The sequence below is a fragment of the Marinobacter fonticola genome, from assembly GCF_008122265.1.
Taxonomy (GTDB): Bacteria; Pseudomonadota; Gammaproteobacteria; order Pseudomonadales; family Oleiphilaceae; genus Marinobacter_A; species Marinobacter_A fonticola.
Genome location: NZ_CP043042.1, coordinates 4,377,761 through 4,393,791, shown reverse-complemented (window position 1 = coordinate 4,393,791; position 16,031 = coordinate 4,377,761). Strand labels below are relative to the sequence as shown.

Here is a 16,031-nt window from a genome sequence, read left to right as displayed (position 1 = left end):
CAGCAGCCATCCTATGGCCTGATTGGGTATCATCCAAGGTTCAATCGGACTCGTGCACTAGGGATACCCAGGTAATATGACTACACAGCCCCACATTGCATTTCTCGGTATCGGCCTGATGGGTGCTCCCATGGTGGAGAACCTGCTTAATGCCGGCTATACCATGACCCTTTGGAACCGTACCCGGGCCAAATGCGAGCCTTTCGCGGAACGCGCACGCGTCGTCGACTCCCCTGCACAAGCCGCGCAACAAGCTGACATCCTTATCACCATGCTGGAGAACGGTGCCGTGGTGCACGACGTGATGGTCGAGCAGGGTGTGATCGATCAGCTTCCGCCTGGCGCTATCGTCATCGACATGAGCTCGGTACAACCTGCCACTGCCCGGGACCACGCCAGCCGATGCGAAGAAAACTCCGCGGCGTACTTGGATGCCCCGGTCTCCGGTGGAACGGTAGGCGCCGCGGCTGGCAGCTTGAGTATTATGGTGGGGGGCGAGGCGGAAATAGTGGACAAGGCACGCCCGGTGCTTGAAACGCTGGGACGCGTCACGCATATCGGGCCGTCGGGCTCGGGTCAGCTGGCCAAGTTGGCCAACCAGGCGGTCGTCGGCATTACCATCGGCGCGGTGTCCGAAGCGCTATTGCTGGCAGCCCAGGGCGGTGCCGATCCCGCCGCTGTGCGCGAGGCGTTGATGGGCGGGTTCGCCAGTAGCCGGATTCTCGATCTCCACGGCCAGCGCATGATCGACCGTCAGTTCGAACCTGGCGCGCCATCGCGCATCCAGCTTAAAGACATGCGCATGATCCTGGATGAGGCCCGCGCCGAAGGCCTGACCTTACCATTGGCCCAGAGCGTTCACGATCAGTACCTGAGCCTGCTGGCCGACGGTCAGGGCGAAACGGATCATAGCGGGCTATTGCTGGCCCTGGAGCATCTTAACGGTGTGCAGCTGACCCAGCCGGACCTCCCGGCGCGCGCCAGATCGCAAACAGGGAAGTAGGCTGATGCCGAATTTCGCCGCCAACCTGACCCTGCTTTATCCGGAGCTGCCGTTCCTCGATCGCTTTGCCGCAGCCGCCGCGGACGGCTTTCTGGGCGTGGAGTACTTGTTCCCGTATGCTTGGTCCGCGCGGGTACTGCGCGAGCGGCTCACGGACAACGGTCTGACCCAGGTGTTATTCAACCTTCCGCCGGGCGACTGGGACGCCGGCGAGAGAGGAATAGCCTGCCTGCCGGACCGGACGCGGGAATTTGAGGCCGGACTGGACCAGGCGCTAGCGTATGCCGAGGCATTGGCCTGTCGACAGATCAATTGCCTGGCGGGCTTGCCGCCTGATGAGTTGCCGCAACAGGCGGCCTGGGACACCCTCGTGGCCAATCTGGGATTGGCCGCCCGCAAGCTGGCTCCACAGGGCATCACGCTTATGGTAGAGGCGATCAACAGCCGGGTGGATATGCCGGGCTATGTCCTCGATACTGCAGAAAAAGTGCTGGAGGCCATCGACGCGACAGGCGAAGCCAACATCCGTTTGCAGTATGATATCTATCACATGCAGATTATGTCCGGCGACGTGATCCGCACCCTCGAGCGGCATCTGGATCGCATCGGCCATATTCAGTTTGCCGATAATCCGGGGCGTCATGAGCCGGGCACGGGCGAGATCAACTTTGATTTTGTTTTCAAAGCGTTGGACAGAATGGGCTATAGTGGTTGGGTGAGTGCTGAGTATCACCCGACGGGACCCACATCGAAAACGTTGGGGTGGCTGAGGCCGTCTGCAACACGGTAAGTTTTGAGCGGTACCTTGCGTCGCCATGTGCTGACCGTCGCTAATTGCGACACCCTCTTACAAGATGTTAACTGGCTGTTTAAGGTGCCGATTCGTACTCTGTAGTCGTTCAATTCATGCATAGCGGGAGGCTAACCGGTGAGAGCGCTGGTAATTGAAGACGATCACGATGTAGCAACATATCTCGTCAAGGGCCTGAAGGAGTCTGACTTTGTCGTCGACCATGCGGCAGACGGTAAGGACGGTTTGATGCTGGCTGCCAGCGAAGACTACGACATCATGATTGTCGACCGGATGTTGCCCGGCATGGATGGTTTGAACATCATCAAAACAGTCCGCGCAACGGGCAATAGTGTGCCGGTACTGATACTCAGCGCGCTGGGTGACGTGGACGACCGCGTTGAAGGTCTGCGCGGCGGTGGTGACGATTACCTCACCAAGCCGTTTTCGTTCACCGAGTTGCTGGCGCGAATCGACGCCCTGGTTCGACGTAACCGTCAGGCTCCGGAGACCGAAACCGTACTGCGTGTAGCTGATCTGGAGATGGATTTGCTGGCCCGTACGGTCAAGCGTGCCGGCCAGAACATCGATGTGCAGCCGCGTGAATTCCGTCTGCTGGAATACCTCATGCGCAATGCGGGGCAAGTGGTGACGCGTACCATGCTCCTCGAAAAAGTCTGGGATTATCACTTCGATCCGCAAACCAACGTGATCGACGTGCACATCAGCCGTCTGCGCGCCAAGATCGACAAGGAATTCGAGACGCCGCTGCTGCAGACGGTTCGAGGCGCCGGATACATGTTGCGTGAAGATACTTAGTCAGCTTAAAACCTCTACCTTTCAGCTGGCGTTGCTTTACATGGTGGTGTTCGCCACCTCTGTGTTCCTATTGCTGGCGTTTATCTACTGGCGTACCGCCGGTTTCATGACCGAACAGACGGATGAAACCATCGAGGCGGAGATCGCCGGTCTAGCCGAACAGTACCGAGGCCGCGGTATCAACGGCCTCATCACGATTATCCGGGAGCGCGTCTCCCGGGATCCCAACGCCAAATCCCTCTACCTGCTAGCGACCGATGACTATCTGAAACTGGCTGGTAACCTCAGCACGTGGCCGGAAGAGGCTCAGGTGCAGAACGGCTGGATCAATTTCACCCTCGACGACAGCGTTGGCTGGACGGGTTCCGAGCGTCTGGCCCGGGCGCGTGTATTCGAGGTTCAGGGTGGTTTGCGCCTGCTGGTGGGGCGTGACGTCCAGGAACTCACTACGCTTAAGCGATTGATTGAGCGGGCCATTAACTGGGGAATGGGCATTACCCTGGCGCTGGCATTGCTCGGCGGCTTCATGATGAGTCGCAGCACCACTAAGCGCATCGAAGTAATCAACGCTATCTCCCGGCGCATCATGAACGGTCACCTATCCCTACGGATACCCACCCGCGGCACCAGCGACGATTTCGATCAGTTGGCGGAAAATCTTAACCAGATGCTGGACCGCATTGTTTACTTGATGGAAGGCATCCGCCACGTGTCCGACAGCATCGCGCACGACCTGCGCACCCCCCTGACGCGTTTGCGTAACCAGTTGGAAAATACCCTGATTGCGGTGGATAACGATGAGGCGCGGGACCAGGCCACCAAAGCGGTCGCTGAGGCTGACCAACTATTGGCGACCTTCAACGCGCTATTGCGGATTGCGCGTTTGGAAACCCGGGGCAACGCGGCCGACAAGACGGAGATTTCCCTGGGTGAACTGGTGGCAGACGCTTGCGAACTCTACGAAGCGGTCGCCGAAGATAAGGACCAGGCCTTCGAGCAAGCCATTAGCCTGGATGTGAAGATCGAGGGTGATCGCGACTTGCTCTTCCAGATGGTCAGCAACCTGATCGACAATGCCATCAAGTACACGCCGGAAGCCGGCGATATCCGTGTCGCGGTTGAAACCGTGAATGGTGAAGCGGTGCTGGAGGTCAGCGATAGCGGGATTGGTATTCCGGATAGTGAGAAAGATAACGTGTTCCAGCGCTTCTACCGGGTGGGTAAAAGCCGCTCGCTGCCGGGCAACGGCCTTGGGCTGAGTCTGGTCAGCGCCGTTACGGAAATCCACCAGGGCCGTATCGAACTGACCGACCGGCGCCCGGAAGAGGAGGAGAACCCTGGCCTGTCAGTGAGGGTCTATTTACCGCTTTACCGGCCGTTGAAGCGCAAGGTGCTGCGCACCCAGCAGGGGCAGCAATCATCAGCGGCAGAGGCATCGGATAAGCCGAATTCCGAGGACGAATCGGGGGAGCGTGCGTGAGGCCTAAAAGGCCTCCCGGCCAATGGCCACGCGCTAATGCACTGGATCAAATTCGAACCAGGCCGCGCACCCGGCCGACAACACCTTCAACAAAGCGAATTTGACTACCGTAGCGCGTCTGCAGGCTATCCCATTCACCCTCAAGGTGTTTTTGCTCAGCCATCGCCAAAGCGATCAAGGTGTGGCGGTTGACCTTGCTCGTGATGCCATAACGATCCAATTGATAGCCCACTGCATCCAGGCGATTGAGTGCAAAATCCAGTGCTTTTTTCGTATTCATCCCAACACCTCCCTTGAAGCCGTTTTCAGGCATTGATGGACGCGGGTCCAGGCTTGTAAAGGCCGGCGGCTCACGTCAAACCAGTCGCGGTGACTTTAAGTACCCTTTCTAGAATGCTCAACCTAAAACGGCCCCGTATAGGCCCATTCCACCTGAAAAAAGTGTAATAGCACGGCCACCCCGGCGTAAGGCTGAGTATGGAGAATAGAAAGAGTCGAGTAAGGCAATAGCCGATATGGAATCCCTTCCATATTGCTATTGCTCCCTCCAGCACAGCGCTAGCCTTAACCTCGCCCACCAGCGGGGTTTTTTTATGTCTGCCGATAACGTGTAAGGGCTTTGGGTTGCACGATCAGGGGCGGCGACGCCAAAATTGCAGTTTTCAGCGGCAGGATTCCCAGATGGCCCAAAAACCCGGATCGGGGCGCGCCCGCGCCCGCTACATCACGCCACAAGGCGAACAGGCATTGCGTGAGGAACTGCGCTATCTGTGGAAGGAAAAACGTCCGGAAGTCACTCAGGCCGTGCGTGATGCCGCAGCACTGGGCGATCGTTCCGAAAACGCCGAATACATCTACGGCAAGAAGCAGTTACGCGAAATCGATCGTCGTGTCCGTTTCCTGACCAAGCGTCTGGACGAACTAACGATCGTCGACCGGTTGCCGGAGGATAAGGGAAGGATTTTTTTCGGGGCCTGGGTGACCTTGGAAGACGAAGCGGGTCAAATCCGGGAGTACCGCTTGGTCGGTCCCGATGAATTCGACTTGTCCAAAGGCTACCTGAGTGTCGATGCGCCTCTGGCTCGGGCGTTGCTAGGTCGGCGGCTGGACGACGAGATAGAGTTCCGTGCCCCGGACGGCCTGATGCATTACCTGATCGTCGATATTCGCTATGAATTGTCCCCAAAGGCCAACGCTTGACGGTGAAGTGAACATGGTCACAATTTTCGCGAATAGTTAAAACGGCTGATTTAATTGGCGATAAGCTGTTCAATGATTCGCCGTCATGACGTTATTGATGACATAGGTCTTCACTCGAACAACGACGGCTTGAACACGTCACTGTCCAGGGACCCGGCCATGTACTCCGTCCAGTCGAAACGTCAGAGAACGACCCGCCGAGCAATCGGCCTGTTATTAGCAGGCATGTTCGCCGCGGACGTCAATGCACAGGCTGCGAACGGCGCCTTCACGTATGAAGAGCGTTCCACCATGCATACCATTCCCTTCGAGTCCCTGGATCAAAGTGCGCTGTCAGAGACCATTATCGAAGGTGGTCTCGCGGCGCCCGCAGCCGGTATTCCGGCGCGGCCAGTAACGCAGCCCGACGAGGACTACTACCTGGACCCGTTGGCCTTCCAGCCGCGTGACGATCGTACCGACCTTGGACGTTACGAAATCCCCGTTGAGATTCGTTTCAGCAATCCGAAGAGCGTCCCGGGCCAGACCTTTGGCAATAACTATGTCATCCGGCCGCCGGAAAACCGCACTTACGATACTTTGAATGCGAACCTGAGGGATCGTTGAGCACTCGTTATCGTGGCTGTTCGCCAGGGTGATTTATCCTAGCCAGCAGTCGCGGTCGGCGGCGCTTGCCCGAGCACTTCTTCGTAAAAGAATGCGAGGGCTTGTTTGGCCTGGTTCAACCGTGCACGTGAAACGCGCATGCGCTGCTGCAGGTAGCCAAGAAAAAGCTGCTGTTCCTGGTCGCCCAATTCCGCGGGATTTTTCAGGTCATGAAAAACCACGTAACGGCTGATCCAGTGCAAATAGGTCTGCTCGGTGCGCTGATTGAGTTTGTGTAGCTGGATAGCGCGATGAACGCGCGACAATAGGCCGGACTGACTTTGGTCCAGCGCTTCGGTCATGCTCATGATTACGTCTTAGATCCTGTGGGTTTCTTGTTTTTAGAGTGGCAGTATTCTATGACAAACGTTTGAATGAGACATCCTTGATTTACAGATTGGAACACGGAGGTGGGAGAAGGTCTTTAAGAAGACAGCCTGACGGCGCCGTTGTTGGGCCGCCAGGCAGAGAAGCGTCGGTTTAGCCGTTCTTCAAAGATTCCAGCTGATCGACATAATTCTGCATGGCTTGCTCGCTGGACATTCCTTTTTTCTCTTCCCACGCGTTGTACTTGGCGCGCCCAACCACATCCAGCATTCCGGGCTTCTTGCCGCTAACATCACCCTCAGTCGCCTGCTTATAGAGGGCATAGAACTCCAGTTTGAGCTCGTTCGAGGGTTTGAAGTCGCCTTCGGCATTCTGGATGTAGTTTACTGCGTCGTTGAATTGGGTCTTCAGGTCGCTCATGGTCTTTCCTTTCGTGTCAGAACGACGTGCCAGCGTGAGGCGGCCCGTCTTATTTCGGGATTATAAACGATGAGTATAGCGACCTTCCGCTGGACCGTCATAATCCGCAAACGCCGCATATGATTTCCATTGCTAGAACGATCGGCTACATTGACGCGCGCGTCCGCAAGAGGCGCCTTTCAGACACCGGAGAATTAGAGAACCTCTGATTAAGTCTATTGGCGATTCTGGCTTGCCCTGAGAGCCGGAATCAAGGCGCGGCGCCGCAGGAAGGCTGGTTGCCTTTCAAGAAGCCGCAACGCGGGGAACGGCTCTCAGGGCAAGCCCCTTCGGGCAAGCCTTGAGGGCCTTTCTGGCCCGCGTTGCGAATCTTGCCAAGGGCTATAGCCATTGCCGGCGATTCGCGCCTTGCCAGAAAGGCCCTCAAGGCTTGCAGAATCGCCAATAGACTTAATCAGAGGTTCTTTAGAAAAATGACAGCAAACAACCGGCTTCACGGAATGGTGAAGCGTATCAACCAACTCCCTGAGTTTGCCCGCGCCCGCGCACTCTCTTTGTTTTTCGGCAAAGCGGTCCCGTTTACCGGCACCGTCGGGATCAGGATCGAAGCCCTGAACGAAAACCAATGCACGATCCATCTGGTCAACAAGCGCCGGGTACAAAACCATATTGGCGGCGTCCATGCGGTGGCGTCGCTACTGCTGGCCGAATCGGCGACGGGCTTTCTGGTGGGGCTGAATGTGCCGGATGACAAGGTGCCCGTTATCAAGACCGTGCATGCGGATTACACCAAGCGTGCCAAAGGCGATATGCGGGTGGTGGCCTCGGTGACGCCGGAGCAGCAGCAGCGGATGAAGACCGACGACAAGGGCGAGGCATCGATCCAGGTCACTATCCACGATGCCGAGGAGAAGGAGCCCATTACAATTGAGATGATCTGGGCTTGGACACCGAAGCGCCGCTGATTACGATGCAGGGCGGGCTCCGACTCCAGACTTCAGGTGCAACACCGGGTTATGAACGCCTGGTGGCGCATTCTGAGGTCGCTTGTTCAGATCTATAAAGGCCTATAGTGGCGGTTTAAATCCTAACCGCTTTCGAGGCCGGGTATTGAGCTGGAAGGCGACGCGCCCAGTTCGCCTGACTGAACACGGACAGGTCCGTCCCCTTGGGCATGTCCTGGGGTGCAAGAGGCCATTCTTGATGTCTCTAACCGAAAATGTGCTCCGACCCCGTTGGTTCCTTTTAACTACATTTTTAACTCTATCGGGACCCCGACAAAAAACCGTCATTCCCAAACCAATGATCAAGTTGGCCAGATCAGTGGGGTATTTGTCCTTGTCGCCATCGCCGCTTTGACACACGCTAACGGCAGATAAACCGTTAATGGACTAACCTCATGAACCACCCCCGCCAGATTGCCTCACTTGCTTTCCCCGAAGTGATGAGCCTCGATGTAACGGGGCCGCTACAAGTCTTTGCGTCCGCGAATGATGAACTCAAGCGACTGGGCTTACCCCCGGCCTATCAAACTCTCGTATTAGGTCCGGAGGCGGGGCCAATCACAACCTCCGCCGGATTCCGGCTATATGCTGACGAGGCATGGTCAGCCATCGACGCCGCCAATCTCGATACCTTGCTGATACCGGGAGGCGTGGGTGTCGATGCCACCTGGCGGTCGCCAGATGTGCTGGAGTGGGTACGAAAGGCCGAAGGCCAAGTCCGCCGACTCGGCTCGGTGTGCTCTGGTGCGCTGGTGTTGGCGGCGGCTGGACTACTGAACGACCGCGTCGCGACGACCCATTGGTCGCGACGTGACGAACTGAAATTGCGTTTTCCCCAGGTCCGGGTTCATACAAATCGACTGCACACCTACGATCCCGACGACCGCGATGGCAACGCGCACATCTTTACCTCGGCCGGCGTCACGGCCGGGATCGACCTTGCACTGGCCCTGGTAGAGGCGGATCTGGGCCAAGCCCTCGCCCTGGCCGTGGCTCGAAGGCTGGTGGTATTCCTGAAACGGCCGGGTGGCCAAGAGCAGTTCAGCGCTTACCTGATGCCAGAGATAGGCACGACCACGCGTCTAAGCGCCGTGCTGGACTGGATTCCCGACAATCTCGACAAGGATCTGTCCCTCGATGTGCTGGCAGCGCGTATCCACATGGCGCCGCGGACATTTTCCCGAATATTCGTCCGTGACGTCGGGATGACTCCCGGGCGCTATGTGGAGCGGGTCCGAGTGGAGGTGGCCCGGGGAATGCTGCAGGGTGGGCAGGTCAGCGCCAGTACCGCGGCCAGGCTTTGCGGCTTCGGCCATCCGGAGACTCTACGCCGGGCGTTTCATCGTCACCTTTCTGTCAGCCCCATCGAATACGCACAGCGCTTCAGTTCGAGCGTACTGGCGTAAACGCCAGCTAATTCCGTCTCCGCTTTGGAGAGTCACCATGCTGTTTCTCGGTAACCCCTCGGTCCGATTGCTATTTATCGCCCAGGCTTTGTTCTGGTCTTGTGCCATCATCGGAATCACCCTGACTTCTATTGTGGGTATGACGCTTGCACCATCACCTGTCTTGGCGACTTTGCCGTCGGCGCTGCTGGCCGCCGGCAATCTCGGTACTGTGCACTTTCTCTCGATGTTCATGCAGTCCCGCGGACGCAGGCCCGGGCTGATTCTGGGGGCCGGACTCGGCGTTGCGGGCGGGCTGATCTCGGCTGCTGGTATCTGGCTGGATAGCTTTTCGATCTTCTGCCTGGGTGGCCCCGCGATCGGAGGCTATCAGGCCTCGGCGATGTACTATCGATTCGCCGCTCTGGAAATGGTGCCGGAAGCCCAGAAGGGACGGGCAGCTGCGCTTGTGGTCGGCGGCGGCGTCTGTGCGGCGGTGATCGCGCCGACATTGGCGATCTGGTCTAGGGACGCCGCTAACGTACAGTTTATGGGCTCCTATCTGCTGATAGCCGGGCTCGCCTTCATCGGCGTGATCCTGATGGCCCGGTTGAGAGAAGGCGTCGCTCCCAAACCCAGTGAGACCGGGCTAGTGGTCATGAAGCGACTGCTATCGCGCCGGATTGTACGAACCGCTATGGCCACCACCCTGGCGGGACATGGCATTATGGTACTGGTCATGACCGCTACTCCGCTGGCCATGAAGTTCAGCGGCCTGAATACCGACAACGCCGCTCAGGTTATCCAGTGGCATGTGCTCGGCATGTTCTTGCCGGCATTTTTGGCCGGCTCGCTGGTGGATAGATTCGGTAGCCGGAATATTGCGCTGCTGGGTGCGGTATTACTGGCGCTGAGCGCGTCGGTCGCACTTACGGGAGAGACTAAAGCCGCTTTCCTCGCCAGCTCTCTCCTGCTGGGTATGGGCTGGAATCTGATGTTCGTCTCTGGCACCACCCTCTTGGCCAGCGGGCATAGAGCGGGCGAGCGCGGCCATGCTCAGGGCTTGATGGAGTTGGGAAATGGTTTCATGGCAACAATGGCGTCATTTGCTGCAGGCGCGTTAATAAGTGGAGTTGGCTGGAGTGCGGCGAATATGGGGATGGTGCCAGTTTTGCTTATGGCAGTATTGCTACTTCTTAGACTGGGGGCTCGGCCACAGGTGTACACAACGGGCGCTGCCGGTCGTAAAACAGAATAGAGGGGGCGAAGGTGCTCTCACTGCCACGGTCGGCCAGCAGATGCTCTGGCATCCCACTGGTGTGCAGACACCTTTGAGCGCCGTCTAAGCGGTGTGGCCATCGTAGGCGCGGGACCTGGACACCGAAGCGCCGGTGATCTGTCGATGCTTGGTTTTTTGGGCAATTATTTACATGTCGCCAAAAGGTTGATTTAGCTTTAATTTTAGGCCGCTCTCTGGCAATAAGTTGCCCAAGTTTTATATTTGTTTACAAAATCGGCGATTTTTTGCTTGAGGGCGATGGGGCTCGTGTGTAGAGTTCGTTCCGTACAGCGTACCAGGACGGTACGTGCAATGGACTGTACAACGTTAAACGGACTTAAGGAGTTCCCATGTCTAAGGAAGGTTCTGTTGCGCCTAAAGAGCGCATCAATATCAAGTACGTCCCCGCCACCGGTGATCAGCAAGCTGAAATGGAATTGCCGCTGAAGATGTTCGTGGTTGGCGATTTCAAGGGACACCCCGAAGAAACTCCCCTCGAAGAACGCAAAAGCATCTCCGTTGACAAGAACAACTTTCAGTCCGTGATGAAAGAAGCCGGTCTGACGTTGTCCACAACGGTTCCTAACCGTCTCGAAGAGAATGCCGACGACCTCCCGGTCAATCTCGAATTCGGCAAGCTCGACGATTTCTCGCCCGACAGCGTGGCACGCCAGGTGCCTGAGCTGCGCAAGCTGATCGAACTGCGCGAAGCCCTCGTAGCCTTGAAAGGTCCGCTCGGCAATGTGCCGCAGTTCCGCTCCAAGCTGCAGGAACTGCTCGACAACGACGATGCGCGCGAGAAACTGCTGGCCGAGCTGGATCTGGTCAGTGGCGAAGGCGAACCGGCAGCCGACTGAAGTCGGGCTTTCGGTACGCTTCAAGGCGTTCGGGTTCCAATCGCCCCAGGTTCCTAACACCTGATTGAAGGCCAGGACGCCTTTGTTCAACCTCAAACACGTACTTTCGAATCACGTACTAAAGGGATGTGGTATGTCTGATACAGCCGTGCAGCAGTCCGCTGCCACCGAATCCGTAGAAGAGGGCTCGCTCCTCGATCAGGTCATGGCTAACAGCCGCTTGAAACCGGCGGACGAAGGCTACGATGTAGCCCGTCGCGGTGTTGCGACCTTCATTGCCAACCTGCTGAATAGCGAAGAAAAAGGCCAGCCGGTCAACAAGGCGCTGGTCGACCAGATGGTGGTCGAGCTGGATCGCAAGATCAGCGCACAGATGGACGAGATCCTGCACGCGCCTCAGTTGCAGGAGCTGGAGTCGTCCTGGCGCGGTCTGAAACTGATGGTCGACCGCACCGAATTCCGCGAAAATATCAAGGTGGATATCCTGCACGCCACCAAGACCGAGCTGCTCGAGGACTTCGAGTTCGCGCCGGACGTCACCCAAACCGGTTTCTACAAGCACGTCTATGCCACCGGTTATGGCCAGTTCGGTGGTGAGCCGGTCGGCGCGGTTGTCGGCAACTACGCCTTCACCCCGTCCACCCCGGACATGAAACTGCTGCAGTATGTATCTTCCGTTGGCGCCATGGCTCACGCGCCGTTCCTGTCCTCCGTCGCGCCGACCTTCTTTGGCGTCGATAGCTTCCAGGAGTTGCCTGCGATCAAGGAACTGAGCGCCGTTTTCGAAGGCCCGCGCTACGCCAAGTGGCGCTCCCTGCGCGAATCCGAAGACGCTCGTTACCTGGGACTGACCGCGCCACGCTTCCTGCTGCGTACACCCTACGATCCGGTCGATAACCCGGTGCGCGCCTTCAACTATAAGGAAGACGTCAGCGGCGACCACGATCACTACCTGTGGGGCAATACCGCCTATTTGCTGGCCACGCGCCTGACCGACAGCTTTGCCAAGTATCGCTGGTGCCCGAATATCATCGGCCCCCAGAGCGGCGGCGCGGTTGAAGATCTGCCCGTGCACCTGTTCGAATCCTTCGGCCAGCTGGAAGCGAAGATTCCCACCGAAGTGCTGGTGACCGACCGCCGCGAATACGAAATGGCGGACGAGGGTTTCATCGCCCTGACCATGCGCAAGGGCAGCGACAATGCCGCGTTCTTCTCGGCCAACTCGGTGCAGAAGCCCAAGGTCTTCCCCAATACCAAGGAAGGCAAGGAAGCGGAGACCAACTACAAGTTGGGCACCCAACTGCCGTACATGTTCATCATCAATCGCCTGGCGCACTACATCAAAGTGCTGCAGCGCGAGCAGATCGGCTCCTGGAAAGAGCGTCAGGATCTGGAACGTGAGCTGAACACGTGGATCAGGCAGTACGTGGCCGACCAGGAAAATCCGCCGGCCGAAGTCCGTAGCCGTCGCCCCCTGCGCGCCGCTCAGGTTACCGTTTCCGAAGTGGAAGGCGATCCGGGCTGGTACCAGGTGTCACTGGCCGTACGTCCGCATTTCAAATACATGGGTGCCAACTTCGAGCTTTCGCTGGTCGGACGCCTCGACAAGGAGTAACGCGTGAGCTGGGACACCGGTGATCACGGTGTTCAGTCCACAGGGGGAAGCCTGTTCGAGCGACTCGAACAGGCTTCCCGGCCCGCAGGGAACGCAATGGGCGAGTTCACCCACGTGGTGGATTCCATCAAACGGCATCTGGTTAGGCTGCTCAATACCCATCCGGGTAACAGCGCCAGTGCACCGGCCCTCGGGCTGGTGGACTTCAACGATGCCACCCTCGGCACCCAGGACCTGAACATCCGGATCCGCAGCGCTATCCGGCAGTGCATCGAACAGTACGAACCCCGAGTCAAACGGGTCGACGTCGTTGCCATGCCCCAGGGACCCGATCCCTTGCAGCTGCGCTTCCAGGTTACCGTCCACCTCCGTGTAAATTCCTTCGAGGATCGAACTACCATCGACCTTCTGTTGGACGACAGGCGATATTATCGCGTGGTGTAACGTCGTGAAGTTAAACAGATTCTATCGAGACGAGCTGAATTTCCTGCGCCTGCAGGGACGTGAGTTTGCCGAGGCCCATCCTCAGCTGACCCGCTTCCTGTCGGAGCAGAGCACCGATCCGGACGTGGAACGCCTGCTGGAAGGCTTTGCGTTTCTGACCGGCAAGCTGCGGGAAAAGGTCGAGGACGAATTCCCCGAGCTGACCCATTCGCTGCTGAACATGCTCTGGCCAAACTACCTGCGGCCGGTGCCCAGCGCGACCATTATGCGTTTCGATCCGCAGTTGCATGCTCTTAGCGAGCGCCAAGTCATTCCGCGGCATACGGAAGTGCGCAGCGGTATGGTGGGCGACCGTCGCGGCCAGACTCAGTGCCGCTTCCGCACCTGTCGCGATATCGCCATGTATCCGATGACCCTGGCGGAGGCCCATGCCGAGCATTCACGGGAAGTGTCCGTGGTCGAGCTGACCCTGGCCCTGCATACGGACCAGCCGTTGTCCGAGCTGGGCATGGACAGCCTGCGTTTTCATCTGGGTGGCGACACCTTCACCGCGCAGACCCTGTATCTTTGGCTGAACCATTGTCTGGAGGCCATCGAACTCGAAGTGGGTGGAACCGTTCAGCGCCTGCCGAAGGATGCCTTACGCCAGGTGGGTTTTGCTGCGGACGATGCGCTCCTGCCGTATCCCAAAAATGCCTATTCCGGCTACCGCATCCTGCAGGAATACCTGAGTTTCCCCGAGGCATTCCATTTCGTCGACCTGATGGGCCTGAATCGGCATCTGCCCAATGCCCAGGCTGACGAAATAACCCTGCGCTTTCGGTTTAACCGGACGTTGCCACCCGATGCCAAGGTGCGCGAAGAGAGCTTCCAGCTTTACTGCGCGCCAGCGATCAACCTGTTCACCCACGAGGCCGAACCTATCGACCTCAACGGCCGGCAGACCGAATACCGTATGCAGCCGTCTAGCCGCCATGCGTCCCACTACGAAATCTTTAGTGTGGATCAGGTGGAAGGCTGGCTGGACAACCCGCGTGGCCGCGAGCGTGGTGAGCCGCGGCTGTACAGCGCGTTCGAGAGTTTTCAGCATCAAATAGAGCGTGATCGCAACCGTACGGCGCTGTATTACCGGGTTCGTGTGCGTGAGAGCGTGCGCGGCGACGGCTTCGATCATTTCATCTCGTTTGTGCGAGGGGACGAGAGCGCCTGCCTGAACCAGCACGAGGCGATCTCGCTGACCCTGACCTGCACCAACCGGCAATTGCCGAGCCAGTTGGCGGTCGGCGATATCTGTCACGCCACCCAGAGCACGCCAGCGTTTGCGTCCTTCCGCAATATTACGCGGCCGACGCCCACGTTACGCCCGACGCTCGATGGCAGCCTGTTGTGGACTCTGGTTTCCAATCTGTCGCTGAACTACCTGTCACTGCTGGACGTGGACGCCCTGCGCTCGGTGCTGCGGGTCTACGATTTCCGTGCGCTGGTGGACCGCCAGGCGGAGCGGGTGTCCCAGCAGCGGTTGGCGGGTATCCAGGCGATCCAGACCCAGCCGGTGGACCGCATGCATCGCGGCCTGCCCGTGCGGGGCATCCAGTCGACGCTGACGCTGGACCAGCAGGCCTTCGCCTCGGAGGGCGATCTCTACCTGTTTGGCACCGTACTCAGCCAGTTCTTCGCACTTTATGCCAGTATCAATGCCTTTCACCTCTTGGATGTGGTGAATTCCGATAACCAGGAACGGTACACATGGACGTTACAGACCGGGCAGCAGCCCCTGATGTAGTCGGCCTGCAACCCGTTCTTGGGAATGCACGCCGCTACAACTTTTTTCAGCTGGTGGACCTGATCCATCGCCTGCACGGGGACGACCTCGAGCGGTCGACGGACGATGCGCCGCACTACGAGCGTATCCGATTCTCGTCGACCGCCAGTTTGGGTTTTCCGGGTAGCGACGTGCTATCTGCGGGTCTGCCGGAGCACGAATACGCGCCGTACCAGATGGAAGTCAGCTTCCTGGGATTGCACGGCTCCCAGTCGCCGCTGCCGGGCTACTACTTGGAAGATCTGGCCTGGGAATACGGACAGGGCACTGGTATTCGCCGCTATTTCCTCGACTTCTTTAATCACCGGCTGGTGACCCTGTTCCACCGCGTGTGGCGCAAGTACCGCTATTACGTGCGCTTCCAGCCGGGCGCCAGCGACGCCTTTTCCGAGCACATCTTCTCGTTGGTCGGTCTGGGCGATGGCGACCTGCGCGGCGATACGCCGATCAATTGGTCGAAGATGCTGGCCTACGCCGGTTTGATGGCTGGCCGCAGCCGGTCGCCGGAAGTGGTCAGTGGCATCGTCGCTCACTGTTTCGATCTCCCGGATGTGGAAATCGAGCCCTGGGTGTTGCGCAAGGTCGATATACCGGCGGACCAGCAGACCTGCCTCGGTAAGGCCAACGGCCGATTGGGTCAGGAAACATTGCTGGGTTCGCGCATCCGCGACCGTAGCGGCAAGTTCATCCTGCGTCTGAAGAATCTGTCCCGCGCTCGATTCGCCGATTTCCTGCCCAATGGCCAGGAGCACCAGAGTCTGGTCAAGCTGGTGGAGTTCACCATGCGCGAACAGTTGGCGTATGACCTGGAGCTGGTGATCCGGCCCGAAGATGTCGAACCCATGCAATTGGGTAAGGACGTACGCCTGGGCTGGACCACCTTCGTTAACCCGACACCGGGCGAGCCGCAGCAGGCCGTCCGCATTCAGATCCGACGGTGA

At 58.4% G+C, this 16,031-nt stretch carries 17 protein-coding genes; 14 read left to right on the top strand and 3 right to left on the bottom strand.

The window, feature by feature from the left end:
• Positions 1 to 76: 76 nt before the first annotated feature.
• The 4 genes from FXO11_RS19535 (at position 77) to FXO11_RS19520 (ending at position 4,092) form a co-directional block, all read left to right on the top strand.
• Positions 77 to 1,003: an NAD(P)-dependent oxidoreductase gene (locus FXO11_RS19535; protein ID WP_148864606.1), complete on the top strand. Its 927-nt coding sequence runs from the start codon at positions 77 to 79 to the stop codon at positions 1,001 to 1,003.
• A gap of 4 nt (positions 1,004 to 1,007) precedes the next feature.
• Entirely contained in the window at positions 1,008 to 1,793 is a 786-nt protein-coding gene (gene hyi / locus FXO11_RS19530; RefSeq protein WP_148864605.1) for a hydroxypyruvate isomerase, read from the top strand.
• A gap of 138 nt (positions 1,794 to 1,931) precedes the next feature.
• On the top strand, positions 1,932 to 2,612 hold the full coding sequence (locus tag FXO11_RS19525) for a winged helix-turn-helix domain-containing protein (protein WP_004579763.1): 681 nt from the start codon (positions 1,932 to 1,934) through the stop codon (positions 2,610 to 2,612).
• Positions 2,599 to 4,092: a HAMP domain-containing sensor histidine kinase gene (locus FXO11_RS19520; RefSeq protein WP_148864604.1), complete on the top strand. Its 1,494-nt coding sequence runs from the start codon at positions 2,599 to 2,601 to the stop codon at positions 4,090 to 4,092. The genes FXO11_RS19525 and FXO11_RS19520 overlap by 14 nt, the downstream gene beginning before the upstream one ends.
• A 46-nt stretch (positions 4,093 to 4,138) precedes the next feature.
• Here the strand turns inward: FXO11_RS19520 and FXO11_RS19515 are convergent, their stop codons facing one another.
• Positions 4,139 to 4,372 (bottom strand): hypothetical protein, encoded by a 234-nt coding sequence (locus FXO11_RS19515; protein WP_148864603.1) that lies wholly within the window; start codon positions 4,370 to 4,372, stop codon positions 4,139 to 4,141.
• 401 nt (positions 4,373 to 4,773) lie between these two features.
• Between FXO11_RS19515 and greB the strand changes: the two genes are divergently transcribed.
• Together greB and FXO11_RS19505 are read left to right on the top strand one after the other, a co-directional pair.
• A complete protein-coding gene (gene greB, locus FXO11_RS19510; protein WP_148864602.1) occupies positions 4,774 to 5,292 on the top strand; it encodes a transcription elongation factor GreB in 519 nt (172 codons plus the stop codon).
• Between the two features lie 159 nt (positions 5,293 to 5,451).
• Positions 5,452 to 5,898, top strand: coding sequence for a hypothetical protein (locus FXO11_RS19505; RefSeq protein ID WP_227545978.1), 447 nt, complete (start codon positions 5,452 to 5,454; stop codon positions 5,896 to 5,898).
• A 38-nt stretch (positions 5,899 to 5,936) separates the two neighbouring features.
• On the opposite strand, the gene FXO11_RS19500 is transcribed toward FXO11_RS19505, so the two are convergent.
• Positions 5,937 to 6,245, bottom strand: coding sequence for a site-specific integrase (locus FXO11_RS19500; RefSeq protein WP_148864601.1), 309 nt, complete (start codon positions 6,243 to 6,245; stop codon positions 5,937 to 5,939).
• Between the two features lie 172 nt (positions 6,246 to 6,417).
• Complete coding sequence (locus FXO11_RS19495) at positions 6,418 to 6,684, bottom strand: acyl-CoA-binding protein (protein ID WP_148864600.1); 267 nt, start codon at positions 6,682 to 6,684, stop codon at positions 6,418 to 6,420.
• Between the two features lie 473 nt (positions 6,685 to 7,157).
• On the opposite strand from FXO11_RS19495, the gene FXO11_RS19490 reads away from it, so the two are divergent.
• The 8 genes from FXO11_RS19490 (at position 7,158) to tssG (ending at position 16,031) form a co-directional block, all read left to right on the top strand.
• Positions 7,158 to 7,649, top strand: a complete 492-nt coding sequence (locus FXO11_RS19490; protein ID WP_148864599.1) for a DUF4442 domain-containing protein — start codon at positions 7,158 to 7,160, stop codon at positions 7,647 to 7,649.
• A gap of 434 nt (positions 7,650 to 8,083) precedes the next feature.
• Positions 8,084 to 9,094, top strand: coding sequence for a GlxA family transcriptional regulator (locus FXO11_RS19485; protein ID WP_148864598.1), 1,011 nt, complete (start codon positions 8,084 to 8,086; stop codon positions 9,092 to 9,094).
• 40 nt (positions 9,095 to 9,134) lie between these two features.
• Positions 9,135 to 10,331: an MFS transporter gene (locus FXO11_RS19480; protein WP_227546171.1), complete on the top strand. Its 1,197-nt coding sequence runs from the start codon at positions 9,135 to 9,137 to the stop codon at positions 10,329 to 10,331.
• A 371-nt stretch (positions 10,332 to 10,702) separates the two neighbouring features.
• The gene (gene tssB, locus FXO11_RS19475) at positions 10,703 to 11,209 is read left to right on the top strand and encodes a type VI secretion system contractile sheath small subunit (RefSeq protein ID WP_148864596.1); all 507 of its coding nucleotides are present in this window, start codon (positions 10,703 to 10,705) and stop codon (positions 11,207 to 11,209) included.
• A gap of 133 nt (positions 11,210 to 11,342) precedes the next feature.
• Complete coding sequence (gene tssC / locus FXO11_RS19470; RefSeq protein WP_148864595.1) at positions 11,343 to 12,824, top strand: type VI secretion system contractile sheath large subunit; 1,482 nt, start codon at positions 11,343 to 11,345, stop codon at positions 12,822 to 12,824.
• Positions 12,825 to 12,827: 3 nt separating this feature from the next.
• Positions 12,828 to 13,268 (top strand): type VI secretion system baseplate subunit TssE, encoded by a 441-nt coding sequence (gene tssE, locus FXO11_RS19465; protein ID WP_148864594.1) that lies wholly within the window; start codon positions 12,828 to 12,830, stop codon positions 13,266 to 13,268.
• 4 nt (positions 13,269 to 13,272) lie between these two features.
• On the top strand, positions 13,273 to 15,051 hold the full coding sequence (gene tssF / locus FXO11_RS19460; protein ID WP_148864593.1) for a type VI secretion system baseplate subunit TssF: 1,779 nt from the start codon (positions 13,273 to 13,275) through the stop codon (positions 15,049 to 15,051).
• Positions 15,015 to 16,031, top strand: a complete 1,017-nt coding sequence (tssG, locus tag FXO11_RS19455; protein ID WP_148864592.1) for a type VI secretion system baseplate subunit TssG — start codon at positions 15,015 to 15,017, stop codon at positions 16,029 to 16,031. The genes tssF and tssG overlap by 37 nt, the downstream gene beginning before the upstream one ends.